The sequence below is a fragment of the Nocardia africana NBRC 100379 genome, from assembly GCF_001612635.1.
GTDB classification, from domain to species: Bacteria; Actinomycetota; Actinomycetes; order Mycobacteriales; family Mycobacteriaceae; genus Nocardia; species Nocardia africana.
This window is the reverse complement of sequence record NZ_BDAV01000001.1, coordinates 106,572-123,537: the sequence shown is the minus strand read 5'-3', so window position 1 is coordinate 123,537 and position 16,966 is coordinate 106,572. Positions and strand designations below refer to the sequence as shown.

General features: G+C 69.6%; 13 protein-coding genes and 2 pseudogenes. 9 read left to right on the top strand and 6 right to left on the bottom strand.

Features of this window, described 5'->3' with window-relative positions; translation table 11 throughout:
• Positions 1-6: 6 nt before the first annotated feature.
• From NA3_RS36585 to NA3_RS39420, 4 genes and pseudogenes are all read right to left on the bottom strand, one after another.
• Positions 7-180 carry a hypothetical protein gene (locus NA3_RS36585; RefSeq protein WP_157126518.1) on the bottom strand — a complete coding sequence of 58 codons (174 nt, stop codon included), beginning with the start codon at positions 178-180 and terminating at the stop codon, positions 7-9.
• Positions 181-299: 119 nt separating this feature from the next.
• Positions 300-1,106 (bottom strand): Fpg/Nei family DNA glycosylase, encoded by an 807-nt coding sequence (locus tag NA3_RS00615; protein WP_062961634.1) that lies wholly within the window; start codon positions 1,104-1,106, stop codon positions 300-302.
• Positions 1,107-1,147: 41 nt separating this feature from the next.
• Positions 1,148-3,871: pseudogene (locus tag NA3_RS39425) on the bottom strand (Lhr family ATP-dependent helicase); the annotation flags it as partial.
• A gap of 354 nt (positions 3,872-4,225) precedes the next feature.
• A pseudogene (locus NA3_RS39420) lies at positions 4,226-6,070 on the bottom strand (DEAD/DEAH box helicase); the annotation flags it as partial.
• Positions 6,071-6,233: 163 nt separating this feature from the next.
• On the opposite strand from NA3_RS39420, the gene NA3_RS00605 reads away from it, so the two are divergent.
• The 3 genes from NA3_RS00605 to NA3_RS00595 all read left to right on the top strand — a co-directional run bounded on the left by NA3_RS00605 (position 6,234) and on the right by NA3_RS00595 (position 8,575).
• Positions 6,234-6,698, top strand: a complete 465-nt coding sequence (locus NA3_RS00605; protein ID WP_084490798.1) for a VOC family protein — start codon at positions 6,234-6,236, stop codon at positions 6,696-6,698.
• Between the two features lie 81 nt (positions 6,699-6,779).
• Positions 6,780-7,727 carry a patatin-like phospholipase family protein gene (locus NA3_RS00600; RefSeq protein ID WP_062961633.1) on the top strand — a complete coding sequence of 316 codons (948 nt, stop codon included), beginning with the start codon at positions 6,780-6,782 and terminating at the stop codon, positions 7,725-7,727.
• Positions 7,724-8,575, top strand: coding sequence for an SDR family NAD(P)-dependent oxidoreductase (locus NA3_RS00595; protein WP_062961632.1), 852 nt, complete (start codon positions 7,724-7,726; stop codon positions 8,573-8,575). The genes NA3_RS00600 and NA3_RS00595 overlap by 4 nt, the downstream gene beginning before the upstream one ends.
• Positions 8,576-8,579: 4 nt before the next feature.
• On the opposite strand, the gene amaB is transcribed toward NA3_RS00595, so the two are convergent.
• Complete coding sequence (gene amaB / locus NA3_RS00590) at positions 8,580-10,109, bottom strand: L-piperidine-6-carboxylate dehydrogenase (protein ID WP_062961631.1); 1,530 nt, start codon at positions 10,107-10,109, stop codon at positions 8,580-8,582.
• A 97-nt stretch (positions 10,110-10,206) separates the two neighbouring features.
• On the opposite strand from amaB, the gene NA3_RS00585 reads away from it, so the two are divergent.
• The 5 genes from NA3_RS00585 (at position 10,207) to NA3_RS00565 (ending at position 15,143) form a co-directional block, all read left to right on the top strand.
• Positions 10,207-10,659: an Lrp/AsnC family transcriptional regulator gene (locus tag NA3_RS00585; protein WP_030513603.1), complete on the top strand. Its 453-nt coding sequence runs from the start codon at positions 10,207-10,209 to the stop codon at positions 10,657-10,659.
• A 76-nt stretch (positions 10,660-10,735) separates the two neighbouring features.
• Entirely contained in the window at positions 10,736-12,088 is a 1,353-nt protein-coding gene (lat, locus tag NA3_RS00580) for an L-lysine 6-transaminase (protein ID WP_265338015.1), read from the top strand.
• A 146-nt stretch (positions 12,089-12,234) separates the two neighbouring features.
• On the top strand, positions 12,235-13,875 hold the full coding sequence (locus tag NA3_RS00575; RefSeq protein WP_062961629.1) for an acyl-CoA carboxylase subunit beta: 1,641 nt from the start codon (positions 12,235-12,237) through the stop codon (positions 13,873-13,875).
• 205 nt (positions 13,876-14,080) lie between these two features.
• Positions 14,081-14,416, top strand: coding sequence for an acyl-CoA carboxylase subunit epsilon (locus NA3_RS00570; protein ID WP_062961628.1), 336 nt, complete (start codon positions 14,081-14,083; stop codon positions 14,414-14,416).
• A 1-nt stretch (position 14,417) separates the two neighbouring features.
• On the top strand, positions 14,418-15,143 hold the full coding sequence (locus tag NA3_RS00565) for a Maf family protein (RefSeq protein ID WP_062961627.1): 726 nt from the start codon (positions 14,418-14,420) through the stop codon (positions 15,141-15,143).
• Here the strand turns inward: NA3_RS00565 and NA3_RS00560 are convergent.
• Complete coding sequence (locus NA3_RS00560; RefSeq protein ID WP_062961626.1) at positions 15,057-15,842, bottom strand: helix-turn-helix transcriptional regulator; 786 nt, start codon at positions 15,840-15,842, stop codon at positions 15,057-15,059. The genes NA3_RS00565 and NA3_RS00560 overlap by 87 nt on opposite strands.
• 158 nt (positions 15,843-16,000) lie before the next feature.
• On the opposite strand from NA3_RS00560, the gene NA3_RS00555 reads away from it, so the two are divergent.
• Positions 16,001-16,930 carry a sulfurtransferase gene (locus NA3_RS00555; RefSeq protein ID WP_062961625.1) on the top strand — a complete coding sequence of 310 codons (930 nt, stop codon included), beginning with the start codon at positions 16,001-16,003 and terminating at the stop codon, positions 16,928-16,930.
• Positions 16,931-16,966 lie beyond the last annotated feature (36 nt).

Sequence of the window (16,966 nt, the reverse complement as noted above, 5' to 3'; positions counted from 1 at the left end):
GCCGCGCTAGGGCGCGGTCGACACGGGCGCCGAGGTGTGGCCGGAATGCGCGGGGCTCGTACTCGCCGAGTGCTGCAGGGCATAGGTGAACAGCACGGTGGCCGCGATGGCGATGGCGGTGATCAGCAGCTGGGTGACGAGCCGTGTGCTACGACGCATCGCGGTGCTCGCATATGTCATCTGCCCTGCTTCCCGACCGGTGACGATCTGTGTCGCCCCCTATGTCGCATTCACGCTCCGAAACGTTAGCGGCAGAAGGAAATATAGCTATCGGTCGGCAAACATTGTGGTTCGTCCGGTCAGTGGCCGGTCCGGCGTGCCGCCCTCGGTTCCGGAGTCTCGGGTGCGGGCTGACAGCGGGGGCAGAAGTAGATCCCGCGTTCGGTGGCGGTGGCGGAGGCGGCATCCGGGCCGAACATGCGGACGAGGAGCATCGATCCGCAGCGTCGGCAGGGCTGGCGCTGCCGGCCGTAGACCATCGCGGGCCGGGGTGGATGGTGGGCCGCGTGCTCGAGGATGCGGTGCGCGGCGTCGACGAGGCCGGGGAGGTCGGGTACGTCCCCGACCGGGGTGGCGGGGTGGACCCGCTCGGCGAAACAGATCTCGCTGCGGAAGATGTTGCCGACTCCGGCCATGACGGTCTGATCGAGCAGTGCGAGCCCGATCGGCCGCTTCGAGTCCGCGCGCAGCCGGCGGACCGCTTCGGCCGCATCCCAATTCGGGCCCAGCAGATCCGGGCCGAGATGATCGACGGCGGTGTGCTCGTCGGCGAGCGGCAGCACCTCGACCAGGCCGAGGGAGAATCCGACGGCCTCGGCGTCGTCGGTGGCGAGAATCAGTCGCGCGGTGAATCCGGGTTTGGTCCATCGCTGGCCGGGGCGGTAGATCCGCCAGGTGCCCTCCATCTTCAGATGGGTGTGGATGCTGACTCTCTCGGTGCGCACGAACAGGTGTTTGCCGTAACTGCCGACGCTGTCGACCCGGCTGCCGCGCAGATCGAGTGTGGCATAGCGCGGGACGCGAAAGTCGCTGCGGGTCAATGTCTTTCCCACCAGCGCGGTCCGCAGCCGCGCCGCCGCGAGGTAGACGGTATCTCCTTCCGGCATCGCCGCTCACCCGCTGTGGCGCCGGCGGGTGCGCGCCGGTCTCATGCGGTGCTCCGGAGCCGGAAGCCCCGGGGAGTGGTGTGGAATCCGGCGTCGGTGAGGAAGGTGGCGAAAGTGTTGCCGTGTACCGATTCCCCGTCGACGCGTTCGACGACCAGCGAGTCGATCCGGCGGTCGTGGACCAGCGCCGCCAGTGCGGCCGCGGCCTCGGTCCGGATCCGGGGATCCTCGGTGAAGGTGAGCAGCGTCTTGCCGCCGCGTTCCAGGTAGAGGGCCAGTTCGCCGGCGGCCAGGACGACCAGGGCACCCGCCTTGCGGCCCGGGCGATGTCCGGCTCCCTCGCCCGCGTTCTTCGGCCACGGCAGGGCGGCGCCGTACGGATTGGCCGGATCGCACGCGGCGAGCGCGACCGTGCCGGCCCGGCCGGTGTCGGCGCCCGACCGGTCGGAATCATAGGAGCGCAGCCGATCCACCACATCGGTGGTGGAGAACTGCGCCCCGCCGAGGGTGTCGACGAAATAGCCGCGCCGGCAGCGCCCGCGATCCTCGAATTCGGTGAGCACCCGGTACATCAGCGCGAAGCCGCCCGGAATCTCCTCGTTCTGCACCGAACCCCGGGTCAGTACCCCGTAGCGTTCCAGCAGCAGATCGGCGGTGGCGTGAGCGCGAATCGTGTTGTCCGGCAGGCGCTGTGGCAGCAGCGACCATCGACCGGCCACCGCGGGAGGGCCGGTCCGGGTCGGCATGGCCGGTCGCGGCAGGTACATCCGCCCGCGTGGGGTGCGCCGCGGGGTGCGGTGGGCGGTGGTGCTGCGGGTGGTGCCGGACAGCCGCGCCCGCACCGGTGCGAAGGTGTCGCCGGACAGGTATCCGGCCCACACCAGCTCCCACAGTGCCGCCGCGACGGCCGCGTCGTCGAGCACCCCGGTGGCGTCGGACAGTTGCCGGAAGAAGTAGGCGCCGCCGGCGACCGCGACGATCCCGTTGCCGCCGGACGCACCCGATTCGGTGGCGACCGCGGCGTCGGCATCGAGCGCGATCGCGTCGCCGGCCCGCACCACCACCTCCGCACCCAACGCCGTCAGCAGCCGCACCTGCACATCGGTGAAGTCGATCTCCTGCGGCGGTGCCAGCGTGACCGGCGCCTGATCCGCCGGATGCAGGGCGATCCAGCCGTCCTTGGCGGTGATGGCGCCGTGGCCGGACCAGAGCACCTCACCGGAGGCGGTGAGTTCGTCGAGCATCGCCGGTGCGTAGTCGCGCACCCGCGACGGCAGAATGAGCGACTCCCACGCCGACGCCGGAATCGGCACGCCCGCAAGCTGTTCCACCACCGCGGCCACACCGTCCACGCCGCGCAGCGTCGAGGTGCCGATATGCTGCCATGCCGGCAGGAACCGGCCGAACGCGCCCGTGGATACCGGCTCGACCTCCTTGCGCGCCGCGGCCAGCGAACGGCGGCGCAGCCGTCGCAACACCTGCGCGTCACACCATTCCGCACCGGCCGAACCCGGCGTGAATTCGCCCTCCACAACGCGCTTCTCGGCGCCGAGGTGATGGAGGGCGGTGGCGGCCACCGCCGGGCCGATCCCGAAGCGCCGGGCGACGGCGTCGAGGGTGAACGGGGCGTGGGTGCGGGCGTAGCGGCCGATCAGATCGCCCAGCGGATCGGCGACCGGTTCGATGAAGGCCGCCGGGGTGCCGATCGGCAGGGGAACGCCGAGGGCATCGCGCAACCGGGCGGCGTCCTCGATCGCCGTCCACCACCGCGATCCCGCGAACGACACCTCGAGAACGCGCCTGGCCTGCAGCAATTCGGCGAACCACGGTCCCGGGTCGGCGGTGCAGCGCGCGGCCGCCTCGGCCGGGGTGAGCGGGCCGAGCAGTCGTAGCAGGTCGGCGAGCCCTTCGGCGTCGCGGGCATGGCGTTCGGGGGTGAGCCGCTGCAGTTCGCGTTCGGTCAGTTCGAGGACCGCGGCGTCGAGCAGTTCGCGCAGTTCCACCCGTCCCAGCAGTTCGGCGAGCAGGCTCGAATCCAGCGACAGGGCGGCCGCGCGGCGCTCGGCCAGCGGGCTGTCGCCCTCGTACATGAACTGGCCGATGTAGTCGAACAGCAACGCGTTGGCGAACGGTGAGGGGGAGGCCGTCTCGACCTCGACCAGTCGCAGTTTGCGCCGCGCCACATTCGTCAGCAGATCGCGCAGGGCGGGCAGATCGTAGACGTCACGCAGACATTCGCGCACCGTTTCCAGCAGGATCGGAAAATCCGGGAATTTCCTTGCCACATCGAGCAATTGGGCCGCGCGCTGACGCTGCTGCCACAGCGGCGCGCGGCGGCCGGGATCCCGGCGCGGCAACAGCAGCGCCCGCGCCGCGCATTCGCGGAAGCGGGACGCGAACAGGGCCGACCCGCCCACCTGCTCGGTCACCACGTCGTCGATCTCGTCCGGTTCGAAGACGAACAGTTCCGCACCCGGCGGATCGTCGGTGGTATCGGGCAGCCGTACCACGATGCCGTCGTCGGAGGCGGTCGGTGCGGCGTCGACCCCGAACCGCTCCCGCAGGCGCGCACCCACCGCCAGCGCCCAGGGCGCATGCACCGGTAGACCGTAGGGCGAGTGCAGGATCAGCCGCCAATCACCGAGCTCGTCGCGAAAGCGTTCGACCAGCAAGGTGCGGTCGGTCGGCAGATGACCGGTGGCCTGCCGCTGCTCGGCCAGCAGGGAGACCAGATTCGCGGTCGCGAAATCATCCAGGCCGGCGGCATGGACGAGCTGTTCGAGTTCGACCAGTTCGCCGCCCTTCGTACCGGCCGTGGCTCCCGCGCGGGAGCGGGAGGGCGCGCGTCGGGTGGCGCCGTTGCCGCTGGGATCTGCGGGCGTCCGGCGTTGTCGCGCAGGACTTTCCGGCTGCGCCGCCGAGAACTGCGGCTGCTCGCCGTCGATCGAATCGGCGCTGTTCCCCACGGCCCGGCGCGAGAACTGCTGCCGCCCGCCGCCGCGCGTCGCCGGCCCGCCGGAGTCGAGGGCCTCACCGTCGAACGCCGCGCCGGAGCCGCCCGCATCCCGTACGAGTTCCGCGATCCGTCCGGCTGGTGCGCGCTCGACCGCCCGACCGGCCGTGCGGACGAATTCGCCCAGGGCCGCGCCCAATTCGGCCGGACGCCCGAGGGAATCGCCGTGCCAGAAGGGGAGTCGGCCGGGCAGGCCGAACGCGGGGGAGACGAGGACCCGGTCGTGGGTGATCTCCTCGATGCGCCAGCTGGTCGCGCCGAGGGCGAACACATCGCCGACGCGCGATTCGTAGACCATCTCCTCGTCGAGTTCGCCTACCCGCGAAGCCTTTTCGCCGACCATGAACACCGGGAACAGGCCGCGGTCGGGAATCGCGCCGCCGGAGGTCACGGCGAGGCGCTGGGCGCCGGGACGTCCGGTCAGGGTGCCCGCATCGCGATCCCACACCAGGCGCGGACGCAGCTCGGCGAATTCGTCGGAGGGATATCGACCCGACAGCAGGTCCAGCACCGATTCGTATGCCGAGCGCGGCAGGGTGGCGAAACTTCCTGTCCCCCTGACGGTTTCGAACCACTCATCGACGTCGATCGGTTCCAGGGCGCAGGCGGCCACGGTCTGCTGGGCCAGGATGTCGAGGGGGTGGGCGGGGATCTTCAACTCCTCGATCTGTCCCGCCGTCATCCGCATCGACGCCACCGCGCAGTGGATCACATCGGTGCGGTGTTTGGGGAAGATCACCCCGCGCGAGATCTCACCCACCTGATGTCCGGCGCGACCGACCCGCTGCAGCCCGCCGGCGACCGACGGCGGCGCCTCGACCTGCACCACCAGATCCACCGCGCCCATATCGATGCCGAGCTCGAGGCTGCTGGTCGCCACCACGCACCGCAGCCGGCCGCTCTTGAGGTCGTCCTCGATGATGGCGCGCTGTTCCTTGCTCACCGAGCCGTGATGGGCCCGGGCCAGCAACGGCGCCGCCCCGTGATTGACCTCGGTCGGCGAACCGAGCTGGGCGGGCGGCGCGTGCTCGCGGCGTCCCGCGACCTCCTCCGCCTCGTCCGGTCCGGCGAGCCGCTCGGCGTATTCCTCGTTCAGCCGCGCCGTCAGGCGTTCGGCCAGCCGCCGCGAATTCGCGAAGACGATCGACGAGCGGTGTGCCAGCACGAGATCCACGATCGCGGCATCCACATGGGGCCAGATCGAGCCCGGCTGATCGGATTCGTCCGGCTCGGTCATATCCGCCACCGGCACCCGCACCGACAGGTCGAACGTTTTCGGCGCCGGCGGCGACACGATCGTGATCGGCGCCGAGCCGACCAGAAAGCGCCCCACCTCCTGCGGCGGACGAACGGTGGCCGACAACCCGATGCGCTGGGCGGGGCGCTCGGTGAGCTGGTCGAGCCGGGCCAGCGACAGAGCCAGATGCGCCCCGCGCTTGGAACCTGCGATCGCGTGGACCTCGTCCACGATGACGGTGCCGACCTGCGACAACGTCTCGCGGGCCGCCGAGGTGAGCATGAGGTACAGCGATTCCGGGGTGGTGATCAGGATGTCGGGTGGCCGGCGCTGCAGGGTCCGCCGGTCGGCCGGGGTGGTGTCGCCCGAGCGCACGCCGACGCTGATCTCCGGGGCGGGCATACCGAGCCGGGCGGCCGTGCGGGTGATGCCCACCAGGGGTGCGCGCAGATTGCGCTCGACGTCGACCGCGAGGGCCTTGAGCGGCGAGATGTAGAGCACGGCGGTGCGTTGCGGGCCGTCCGTGGGTTCGCGGGTGGCGAGCCGGTCGATCGCCCACAGGAAGGCCGACAGGGTCTTGCCCGACCCGGTCGGCGCGATCACCAGCGTGTGTTCTCCGGCGGAGATCGCCTCCCAGGCCCCCAGCTGGGCGGTCGTGGGCGCGGGGAACGCGCCGTCGAACCACTCCTGGGTCGGCCGGGAGAACTGCTGCATGGGTTCAGTGTGCACCCGGGCACCGACATCGAGTCCCGGCGGCGATGTCGGGCGGGGCATTGCCCGGGGTTCGGGGTGGCAGACGCGGACGGATCGACCCCGGTCCACGGCTGCTCCCGATAGGCTGGCCGCGACCGCGGTGGCTACCGACGATGGGACCGACATGAGCGAGCGCCCCGACACTGTGACCGAGATTCCGGCCGATCCCGCGCAGGTCACGAACGATCCCGGGAACCCGCCCGTCCCGCCCGGCACGCTGCTGCTGGAATTGGTGCCGGTCCCCGTCCGCGACATCGATCGGGGAATCGAGTTCTATCGCGATCGGGCCGGCTTCCATCTGGATGTGGACGTCGCTCCCGCGCCCGGGGTGCGGATCGCGCAGCTGACCCCGCCCGGTTCGGCGTGTTCGATCCTGCTGTCCGAAGGCGTCCCCACCACGGCCGGCGCGGTCGGTTCCCTGCGCGGACTGCATCTGGTGGTGGCCGATATCGAGGCGGCTCGCGCGGACCTCGTCGCGCGCGGCGTCGCCGTGGGGCCGATCGAAGATGTCGGTGGTGGTGTGCTGTACGCCCATTTCGCCGACCCCGACGGCAATACCTGGAGTCTGCAATACATGCCCTGGCGATAGCCGGGGCCATTCATTGCCGAACGGTTGCGATCGGCCGGCCGGACCCCACATCAAACCGCTCGCCCGCTAGTGTTTGAGACCATGTGTAACAGTAACGCGTTACAGCGACGTGGCCTGGCGATCGGATGCGGCGGCACGGTCGGCGCGGCCTGGATCGTGGCGGCGCTCGCGGCGGTGCGAGACGTCCTGCAGTGGGATCCGCGCGAAGCCGATGCGCTGATCGGCACGTCCGCCGGCGCGGAAATGGTGACGATGCTGGCCTCGGGAGTCTCCGTCGACGATCTGGTGGCGATGCAGCGCGGTACCGTCGCCGATCCGGTCCTGGCCCGGCATATGGCCGACGCACCGGGCCGCTTCCCGCCGCTGCCGCGACCCCGCCTCGGCGCACCGCGAATGGCCTTGCACGGCAATCGTTCCCGGCAGGCCCTGCTGACCGCGGGCAGCCGGCTGCTGCCGGTCGGCGGCGGCGATGCGAGCTGGCTGCAGCGCCTGGCCACCGATCTGAACGGCGATCGCGACTGGTTCGCCCATCCGGCCGCGTGGCTGGTCGCGATGGACTACGACTCCGGCGAGCGGGTCGCCTTCGGCGCACCGGAGGCACCGGCCGCGACGGTAGGCCAGGCGTTGCGGGCGTCGTGGGCGGTTCCGGGTTGGTTCCCGCCGGTGCCGATCGCCGGCCGGCGATTCGTCGACGGCGGCGCCGCCTCCACCGCCTCGGTGGATCTGCTGCTGCCGCTGCGCCTGGACGAACTGGTGGTGCTGACGCCGATGGCCTCCACGCGGTCTGTGCCCGCCGGCGGACCGGGACACTGGCTCGAGCGTCGGCTCCGCGGGCCGATGAGCGCGCAACTGGACTCCGAGATCGCCGCCGTGCGCGCGGCCGGCACCCGCGTGCTGCGGCTGGCGGTGACCGCCGCCGACCTGGCGGTCATGGGCCCGAATTTCATGGACGGCCGCCGCCGCGGCGAGACCTTCGAACACAGTCTGCGCAGCACCCGCCGCGCTATGGAACGGAGTGAATTCGCATGAACCTGTTCGGTAACGGTTATCCGCCGATCGACCTGGCCGCGGCCCGCGTTCTCGTCACCGGCGCCGGTCGCGGTATCGGCCGGGCCACCGCGGAGTTGTTCGCGCACAAGGGATCCGAGGTGGTCATCGCCGATGTGGACGCCGCGGCCGCCACCGCCGCGGCGGCCGATCTCGGCGCCCGCGCGGTCGAACTGGATGTGCGCGACCGGGCGCGGTGGGACGAGGTTGTCGCCGATCTTGGGCGGATCGACGTCCTGGTGAATAATGCCGGTGTGATGCCCGCGGGCCCGTTCCTGAGCGAGCCGGATGCGGTGGGACACACCACGATCGATGTGAACGTCTGGGGGCTCATCCACGGCATGCGGGCCGTCGCACCGGCGATGATCGATCGCGGTCGCGGTCATATCGTCAACGTCGCCTCGCTGGCCGGGAAAATCCCGCTGCCCGGGTTGGCGGTGTACAACGCGAGCAAATTCGCCGCGGTCGGCCTGTCGGCCGCGACCCGGCTGGAATTCGCCGAAGCGGGGGTCAGCGTGAGCTGTGTGCTGCCCGCCGCGGTGCGCACCCGGCTGTCCTCGGGCCTGACCCTGGGTCGCGGGCTGCCCACGGTCGACCCGGTCGACGTCGCCGCCGCGATCGTCAAGACCTGCCGGTCCCGGCGGGCCGAGGTGGCGGTGCCGCAGTATCTCGACCCCGTCGACATCGCGCTGGCCGCCGCGCCCGAATCGGTCGTGCGCATGGTGCGCGGACTCTTCGACGGCGACCGGGCCCTGCATCCGGGCGATGCGGCGGTGCGGGCCACCTACGAGGACCAGGTCCGCGCCATCGCCCGCGAACCGGAGCGCTGAACGCTCAGCCGAACCGAATCCCTTGTGCCAGTGGCAGTTCGGTGGAGTAGTTGACGGTATTGGTGGCGCGGCGCATATACGCCTTCCAGGAGTCCGAGCCCGATTCGCGCCCGCCGCCGGTCTGTTTCTCACCGCCGAACGCGCCGCCGATCTCCGCGCCCGAGGTGCCGATGTTCACATTGGCGATGCCGCAGTCGGAGCCGTCGGCGGCGAGGAACCGTTCCGCCTCGCGCTGGTCGCCGGTGAAGATGGCCGATGAAAGTCCCTGTGGCACATCGTTGTGCAGGGCGATCGCGGAGTCCAGATCGCGGTAGGTGAGCACGTACAGAATCGGCGCGAAGGTCTCCTCGCGCACGATCGCGGTCTGGGCCGGCATCCGAATGATCGCCGGGCGCACATAGTAGGAATCGTCGCCGCCGGCCTCGACGCGCTCACCGCCGCAGATCAATTCGCCCCCGTCGGCGAGGGCACGCTCGATCGCCGTCCGCATCGCGGCGTGCGCGCGGCCGTCGATCAGCGGTCCGACCAAGACCGAGTCGTCGAGCGGATTGCCCACGGGCAGTTGGCGATACGCCGCGCTCATCCGCTCCAGCAGTGGTCCGGCCACGTCCTCGTGTGCGATGACCCGCCGCAGCGTCGTGCACCGCTGTCCGGCCGTTCCCGCCGCGGCGAAAACCACGGCCCGCGTGGTGAGGTCGAGATCCGCGGACGGGGTGACGATCGCGGCGTTGTTTCCACCCAGCTCGAGCAGGCACCGGCCGAACCGCGCCGCCACCCGCGGTGCCACCGCCTGTCCCATCCGCACCGAGCCGGTGGCGCTGACCAGGGCCACCCGTTCGTCGTCGACGAGCTGGGCGCCGACGTCGGCGCCACCCTGGATCAGCTGGTGGATCCGCGGGTCGGCGCCGACGTCGAGGGCCGCGCGCCGCAGCAGCGCATCGCAGGCCAGTGCGGTCAGCGGCGTCGTCTGCGAGGGTTTCCACACCACGGTGTCGCCGCAGACCAGCGCGATCGCGGTATTCCACGACCAGACCGCGACCGGGAAGTTGAACGCCGAGATCACCCCGACCACCCCGAGTGGGTGCCAGGTCTCCATGAGCCGATGCCCGGGGCGTTCGGAGGCCATGGTGCGGCCGTAGAGCTGGCGGGACAGACCGACGGCGAATTCGCAGACGTCGATCATCTCCTGGACCTCACCGCGCGCCTCGGCGCCGATCTTGCCCGCCTCCAGGGTGACGAGCTCGGCCAGCGCGTCGAGATTGTCGGTCAGTAGTCGTCCCAGGCGCCGCACCACCGCGGCGCGCTGCGGCGCCGGGACGGTGCGCCACGCGCGAAAAGCGCTGTGTGCCTTGTCGATCGCGCGGGTCACGTCGAATGCCGAGGTGACCGGGACGCGCGTCAGCTCACCGCCGGTGATCGGGGTGCGGGCGGGCAGGTCGCCCGAATCGACCGGGTCGACGCCGAGTTCGAGCAGCACGCGCGCGGCCCGATCGCGCAGTTCGCCGGTGGTGGGCAGAACGGGTGCGGATGTCATGTGCGGCTCCGTTTCCGAAATCGGTTGATGAGGGACTTCGCACCGGTGGGAGATCGTTTCCGGCCCCGGCCACCGCCCGCTGGGTTAGCCTTCGCTGATGGCGGATGCACCTGCGAAACCTGTTCTCGACGACATCGATCGGCTCCTGATCCGCGAATTGATGGCCGACGGCCGGGCCACGCTGTCCAATCTCGCCGAGAAGGCCAGTCTGTCGGTATCCGCGGTGCAGTCGCGCGTGCGCCGGCTCGAGGCGCGCGGCGTGATCCGCGGATACTCCGCGAAGGTCGACCCGGAGGCGCTGGGACAACTGCTGTCGGCATTCGTCGCGATCACTCCTCTCGATCCCTCACAGCCCGACGATGCTCCGGCCCTGCTGCAGCACATCCCCGGCATCGAGGAATGTCATTCGGTGGCGGGGGAGGAGAGCTACATGCTGCTCGTCCGGGTTGCCTCGCCCCGGCATCTCGAACAGTTGCTGCAGGAGATCCGCGCCACCGCCAATGTCCGCACCCGAAGCACCATCATTTTGCAGACATTCTATGACAGATGAGACCTGATCGTAATTTATCCGTTTGTTCGTAGTGAAACCGTAAATATTTTCGTATCCTGTGGGAGTGACCCTCGAACTGGAGCGCCCCGGAACGGCCGACGCGGAGGTCACGAACCCGGCGTCGGTCACCGCCTCGCGCGTACACGACATCCTGTCCGCCCACATGCTCGCCGACGGATTCGATCTGGTGCTGGACCTGCGCAGATCGCGGGGACTCGACCTGGTCGACGCCCGCGACGGCACCGTCTATCTGGATATGTTCGGCTTCTTCGCGTCGTCGGCGCTGGGGATGAACCATCCGGCGCTGGCGGCGAATGGTCGTTTTCGCGCCGAACTCATCATGGCCGCACTGAACAAGCCCAGTAACTCCGACATCTATACGGTGCCGATGGCGCGCTTCGTCGACACCTTCGCCCGCGTCCTCGGTGATCCGGCGCTGCCGCATCTGTTCTTCGTCGACGGCGGCGCCCTGGCGGTCGAGAACGCGCTGAAGGTCGCCTTCGACTGGAAGAGCCGCCACAACGCGTCGCACGACCGCCCCGCAGACCTCGGCACGAAGGTGCTGCATCTGACCGGCGCCTTCCACGGCCGCTCCGGCTACACCCTGTCACTGACCAACACCGACCCGATCAAGACCGAACGATTTCCCGCCTTCGACTGGCCGCGCATCGAGACCCCGTATCTGCGGCCCGGCGTCGACATCGAGGCCGCCGAGCGGCGTGCGCTGGCGCAGGCCCGGGCCGCATTCGCTGAAAATCCGCACGACATCGCGTGTTTCATCGCCGAGCCGATTCAGGGCGAGGGCGGGGATCGGCATATGCGGCCGGAATTCCTGCTGCGCATGCAGCAGCTGTGTCACGAGAACGACGCGCTGTTCATCGTCGACGAGGTGCAGACCGGCGTGGCGATGACCGGGTCGCTCTGGGCCTACCAGCAGCTGGGCCTGCGACCGGACGTGGTCGCCTTCGGAAAGAAGACGCAGGTCTGCGGAATCATGGCCGGTGGGCGCGTCGACGAGGTGCCCGACAACGTGTTCGCGGTGAGCTCGCGGCTCAATTCCACCTGGGGCGGCAATCTCGCCGATATGGTGCGGGCCCGGCGCATCCTCGAGGTGATCGAATCCGAAGACCTCGCCACCCGCGCGAAGGAGCTAGGCGCGCTGCTGCTCGACCGGCTGCGCGCGCTCGCCGACCGGCACGAGCGGCTCACCGATCCGCGCGGGCGCGGGCTGATGTGCGCGGTGACACTGGATTCGGCCGAGCTGCGCGATGCCGTCGTCGCGGAACTGCGCGAGCGCGAACGGGTACTGTTCCTCGGAACCGGCGAGCGCGGTATCCGGTTCCGGCCGCCGCTGACGGTCACCGCCGAGGAGCTCGAGCGGGCGGTGGAGGCTCTGGACCGCGTCCTGACGGGGATGGCCGATCGGTGACGATTCCCGGGCTCGCGCGAGCGTGTCCGGACCGTCGTTGTGGCACTTCACCAGCGCTTTTCTGCTGGCAGGTAGTCAATAAGGGTACTGGTCGGTAGCCCCCACTGGAATTCCGCCGGGATGCGCCACTGGTTACACTCCGGGGCATGACGAGTGTCCAGAGTCAGCCTTCGCCGGGTTCGGCGGGCGCCCCCGATATCCACACCACCGCAGGGAAGCTGGCTGATCTGCGCAATCGGCTGGAAGAGGCCAAGCACCCGATGGGTGAGGGCGCGGTCGAGAAGGTCCACGCCAAGGGCAAGCTGACCGCGCGCGAGCGCATCCTGGCCCTGCTGGACGAGGGTTCGTTCGTGGAGATGGACGCCCTGGCCCGGCACCGCAGCGTCAACTTCGGCCTGGAGAACAACCGTCCGCTCGGCGACGGCGTGGTGACCGGCTACGGCACCATCGACGGCCGCGACGTCTGCATCTTCAGCCAGGACTCCACGGTGTTCGGCGGCAGCCTCGGCGAGGTCTACGGCGAGAAGATCGTCAAGGTCATGGACCTCGCGCTCAAGACCGGCCGCCCGTTGATCGGCATCAACGACGGCGCCGGCGCTCGCATCCAGGAGGGCGTGGTCTCGCTCGGCCTCTACGGCGAGATCTTCCACCGCAACATCCAGGCCTCCGGCGTGATCCCGCAGATCTCGCTGATCATGGGCGCCGCGGCCGGTGGGCACGTGTATTCCCCGGCGCTGACCGACTTCGTCGTGATGGTCGACCAGTCCAGCCAGATGTTCATCACCGGCCCGGACGTGATCAAGACCGTCACCGGCGAAGAGGTCACCATGGAGGAGCTGGGCGGCGCCCACACCCACATGGTGAAGTCCGGTACCGCGCACTACGTCGCCTCCGGCGAGCAGGACGCGCTGGACTGGGTCAAGGACCTGCTGAGCTACCTGCCCAGCAACAACCGCGCCGAGGCCCCGCGCTTCCCGGCCAGCGACCCGATCGCCGGCGCGATCGAGGATTCGCTGACCGAGGAGGATCTCGAGCTCGATTCGCTGATCCCGGATTCGCCGAACCAGCCCTACGACATGCACGAGGTCATCCGGCGTCTGGTCGACGACGACGAGTTCTTCGAGGTGCAGGCCGAGCGCGCGATGAACGTCATCGTCGGCTTCGCCCGCATCGACGGCCGCAGCGTGGGTTTCGTGGCCAACCAGCCCACCCAGTTCGCCGGCTGTCTCGACATCGACGCCTCGGAGAAGGCCGCGCGGTTCGTGCGCACCTGCGACGCGTTCAACATTCCGATCATCACGCTGGTCGACGTTCCGGGCTTCCTGCCGGGCACGGGCCAGGAGTACAACGGCATCATCCGCCGCGGCGCGAAGCTGCTCTACGCCTACGGTGAGGCGACTGTGGGAAAAATCACCGTCATCACCCGCAAGGCCTACGGCGGCGCGTACGACGTGATGGGCTCCAAGCACATGGGCGCCGATGTGAACCTGGCGTGGCCCACCGCCCAGATCGCCGTGATGGGTGCCTCGGGCGCGGTCGGCTTCGTCTACCGCAAGAAGCTGCAGCAGGCCGCGGCGGAGGGCGCCGATGTCGACGCACTGCGCCTCGAGCTGCAGAACGAGTACGAGGACACGTTGGTCAACCCCTACGTGGCGGCCGAGCGCGGCTATGTCGACGCGGTGATTCCGCCCTCGCACACCCGCGGCCAGATCGTCGCGGCGCTCCGCTTGCTCGAGCGAAAGATGGTTACTCTTCCGCCGAAGAAGCACGGCAACATTCCGCTCTGATCCGACGATATGCGCGGTAGCGGAGGCACACTTTCCGGATGAGTGATGCGTTCGCACCGCGCACGATCGCCGCATCCGGGCGAAGATGGTAGGAAAAGGCCCTCATTCGATGAGGGCCGCACGAATACCCTTCGCGGCGTGGGTTCGTCCCGCACCGTGAACGCCGGCCCCTCGGGGCAGGCACAGAACAGGAGGAGTTGGCGCTGTGACGGCTGTGGCTGACGAAGAGATATTGCGCGCTGCCGAATTGGATTTGGCGGTCGACGAATTCGGTGACGACGACACGAAGCTCGCATCCGTCACCGCTGCCGTCGAGGTCGAGGCCGGTCACGGGCCGGTGATCCGCGTCCTGAAGGGTTCGCCCACCGACGAGGACCTCGCCGCACTGGTCACCGTGTTCGCCGCCGCGAGCGCGAATGCCGGCGCGGCACCGCAGGATCAGGGTCCGGTGGACAACTGGGGCCGGCCCACCATGATGCACCGCGGTACCTCGCCGTTCTCCCCGTACGCCTTCCCCTATCTGTCGCACATCCGCGGCTGACGTGACGGGATTCGTTCTCGGTTCCGCCTCGCCCGCGCGGCTGCAGGTGTTGCGTGCGGCCGGGCTGGATCCGGTGGTGCGAATATCCGAGGTCGACGAGGACGCGGTCGCCGCGGCACTCCCGCCGGACACACCACCCGCGGGCGTGGTGACCGCGCTCGCCAGGGCCAAGGCCCACACCGTCGCCGCCGCGTTGATCGCCGACGCCGCCGCATCCGCGCACGATCCGGCCGCCCCGGATTCCTACGGCCTCGTCGCCGCGCGGGCTCCGCGATTGGTGGACGATTGTGTTGTCGTCGGCTGCGATTCGATGCTGCTGGTCGGCGGCGTCCTGCAGGGCAAGCCCCATACCCCGGACGTCGCTCGCGCCCGCTGGGCCGAAATGGCCGGGCGCAGCGCCGATCTGCTGACCGGCCACTGTGTGCTGCGCCTGCGGGACGGGGCGATCGTCGCCGACGCCCAGGACTGCAGCACCACCACCGTGCATTTCGCCGAACCCGGCCCGGTCGAGCTGGATGCCTACATCGCGACCGGCGAGCCACTGCGGGTGGCCGGTGCTTTCACCCTGGACGGAATGGGCGGCTGGTTCGTCGACCGCATCGACGGTGACCCGTCCAGTGTCATCGGAATCGGCCTACCGCTACTGCGTCGCCTCCTGGGCGACGTGGGCGTCGGTATTGCGCAACTGTGGGTCCGTGCGCAGCTGCGGGCCGACGCGATTGGCTGACGGCGTCGGTAGTCGCGGTCCGGTCCCGGCCTGATCGGGGATGTGGGCGGGATCCGGCAGGGTGCTCGCCAGTGCCTCCAGGTGGAGCACGCACAGTTCCGGGCCCACGAACGGGTGCAGCCGCACGTTGACCGCATCGCGGCCGCCGTTGCGGTCCAAGACCTCGCGCATCAGGCCCTGATGCACCCCGCAGACCACCTCGGAGTGGGTGCGCGCCAATTCGCGCAGCGGGCAGGCGGTCAGGCGGATGTTGAGCTGCTCGCCGGTTTCGGAGGCGGGATCGCGCTCGGGAGCGAAGCCCAGTTCCGAGCTCACCGTCACCGCGACGTCGCGCGCGTCGTCGAGCGTGGTGATGGGCTGCTCCAGCTGTTCGACCTTGGCGCCCCAGGCCCGCCCGGCCGTCACGGCCAATTCGGAGCGGCGGCGGGGATCACTGCCGAGCTGATCGGCCAGCACCTGCGCCAGATCCTGATAACCGACCGATCGCTGTACCGCCGTGTATCCGATGCGCGGGCGGCCGCGGCCACGGGGCGGCTGCTGGAATTGGCGGACCAGCGATTCCCGGGTGAGAACATCCAGATGAAAACGGACGGTGGTGACGTGCTGTCCGGTGATGCGCGCCAGTTCCTGGGCATCGAGAGGCTCGCTGGCGCCGCGTAGGATCGCAAGCAGGCGCCGTCGTGGCCAAGAATCGGACATAGCTCACCCCTCCTCCCATGTGACTTTATCGGACGAAGCTGCGACTTAATCGCGCTTCATCCGATTCGTGATGTGAAACCGACGGCGCACCATGTTCGCACCTACGATCGGAACTGCCCAGCCGCCCATCGTCTACCACGCGTGAAGGATCTTCCACCGTGCCCGTCGCTCCGGACTCTCACCCATCCTTCGGCTCTCATGCATATCCACAACGATTGGTAACCACCGAGTGGCTGTCGGCAAACATCGGTACGCCGGGCCTCGCGATCGTCGAGTCGAACGAGGACATCCTGCTCTATGACATCGGGCATGTACCAGGAGCGGTCAAGATCGATTGGCGGGCCGAGCTTACCGATTCCCTCACTCGCGACGTGATCGACGGCGCCCGTTTCGCCGAGCTCATGCGTGCCAAGGGCATCGCCCGCGACGACACGGTCGTCGTCTACGGCGACAAGGCCAACGGCACCGCCGCCGCCACCGCCTGGGTCTTCGGCCTGTTCGGGCATCCGGACGTGCGGCTGCTGGACGGCGGCCGGGACGCGTGGATCTCCGAGGCCCGCGACACCACCTTCGAGGTGCCCGACGTCGGGCTGGGGGAGTATCCCGTCGTCGAACGCGACGATCGGAGCGGCCGGGCCTTCCTCGCGGACGTGCGCGCCCGTCTGAACGACGGCGCAGCGGGGGTGGGACTGGTCGACGTGCGCGCGGTGGGGGAGTACACGGGCGACGACGACCGCATCCGGGACCGTCCGGAGGAACAGTCGTTGCGCGCCGGGCACATTCCGACTGCCGTCAACATCCCGTGGACCGCGGCCGTGGGCGGCGACGGCCGATTCCGCAGCCGGCCGGAGCTGGAGGAGATCTACGCGCCGCTGCTCGGCGCCGAGGACATCATCGTCTATTGCCGCATCGGCGAACATTCGGCACACACCTGGTTCGTGCTGACTTCGCTGCTGGGCGTGGCGAATGTGCGCAACTACGACGGCTCGTGGACCGAGTGGAGCAACGCCGTGCGCACGCCGATCGTCAAGGGAAGTGAACCGGGTTCGGCTCCGGCCGCCGTGTCGGCGGCGGCACAGTCGGTCTAAGGTGTTGTTCACGTCACGGGGGTCCGGGCTACTGTT

What these genes read in the sequence shown, in the direction of transcription:
- NA3_RS00575 (WP_062961629.1), top strand. Translation starts at nt 12,235, where the DNA reads ATGACGAGTGTCCAGAGTCAGCCTTCGCCGGGTTCGGCGGGCGCCCCC.
- NA3_RS36585 (WP_157126518.1), bottom strand. Translation starts at nt 180, where the DNA reads ATGACATATGCGAGCACCGCGATGCGTCGTAGCACACGGCTCGTCACC.
- NA3_RS00560 (WP_062961626.1), bottom strand. Translation starts at nt 15,842, where the DNA reads ATGTCCGATTCTTGGCCACGACGGCGCCTGCTTGCGATCCTACGCGGC.
- NA3_RS00595 (WP_062961632.1), top strand. Translation starts at nt 7,724, where the DNA reads ATGAACCTGTTCGGTAACGGTTATCCGCCGATCGACCTGGCCGCGGCC.
- NA3_RS00605 (WP_084490798.1), top strand. Translation starts at nt 6,234, where the DNA reads ATGAGCGAGCGCCCCGACACTGTGACCGAGATTCCGGCCGATCCCGCG.
- NA3_RS00585 (WP_030513603.1), top strand. Translation starts at nt 10,207, where the DNA reads ATGGCGGATGCACCTGCGAAACCTGTTCTCGACGACATCGATCGGCTC.
- NA3_RS00600 (WP_062961633.1), top strand. Translation starts at nt 6,780, where the DNA reads ATGTGTAACAGTAACGCGTTACAGCGACGTGGCCTGGCGATCGGATGC.
- NA3_RS00615 (WP_062961634.1), bottom strand. Translation starts at nt 1,106, where the DNA reads ATGCCGGAAGGAGATACCGTCTACCTCGCGGCGGCGCGGCTGCGGACC.
- amaB (WP_062961631.1), bottom strand. Translation starts at nt 10,109, where the DNA reads ATGACATCCGCACCCGTTCTGCCCACCACCGGCGAACTGCGCGATCGG.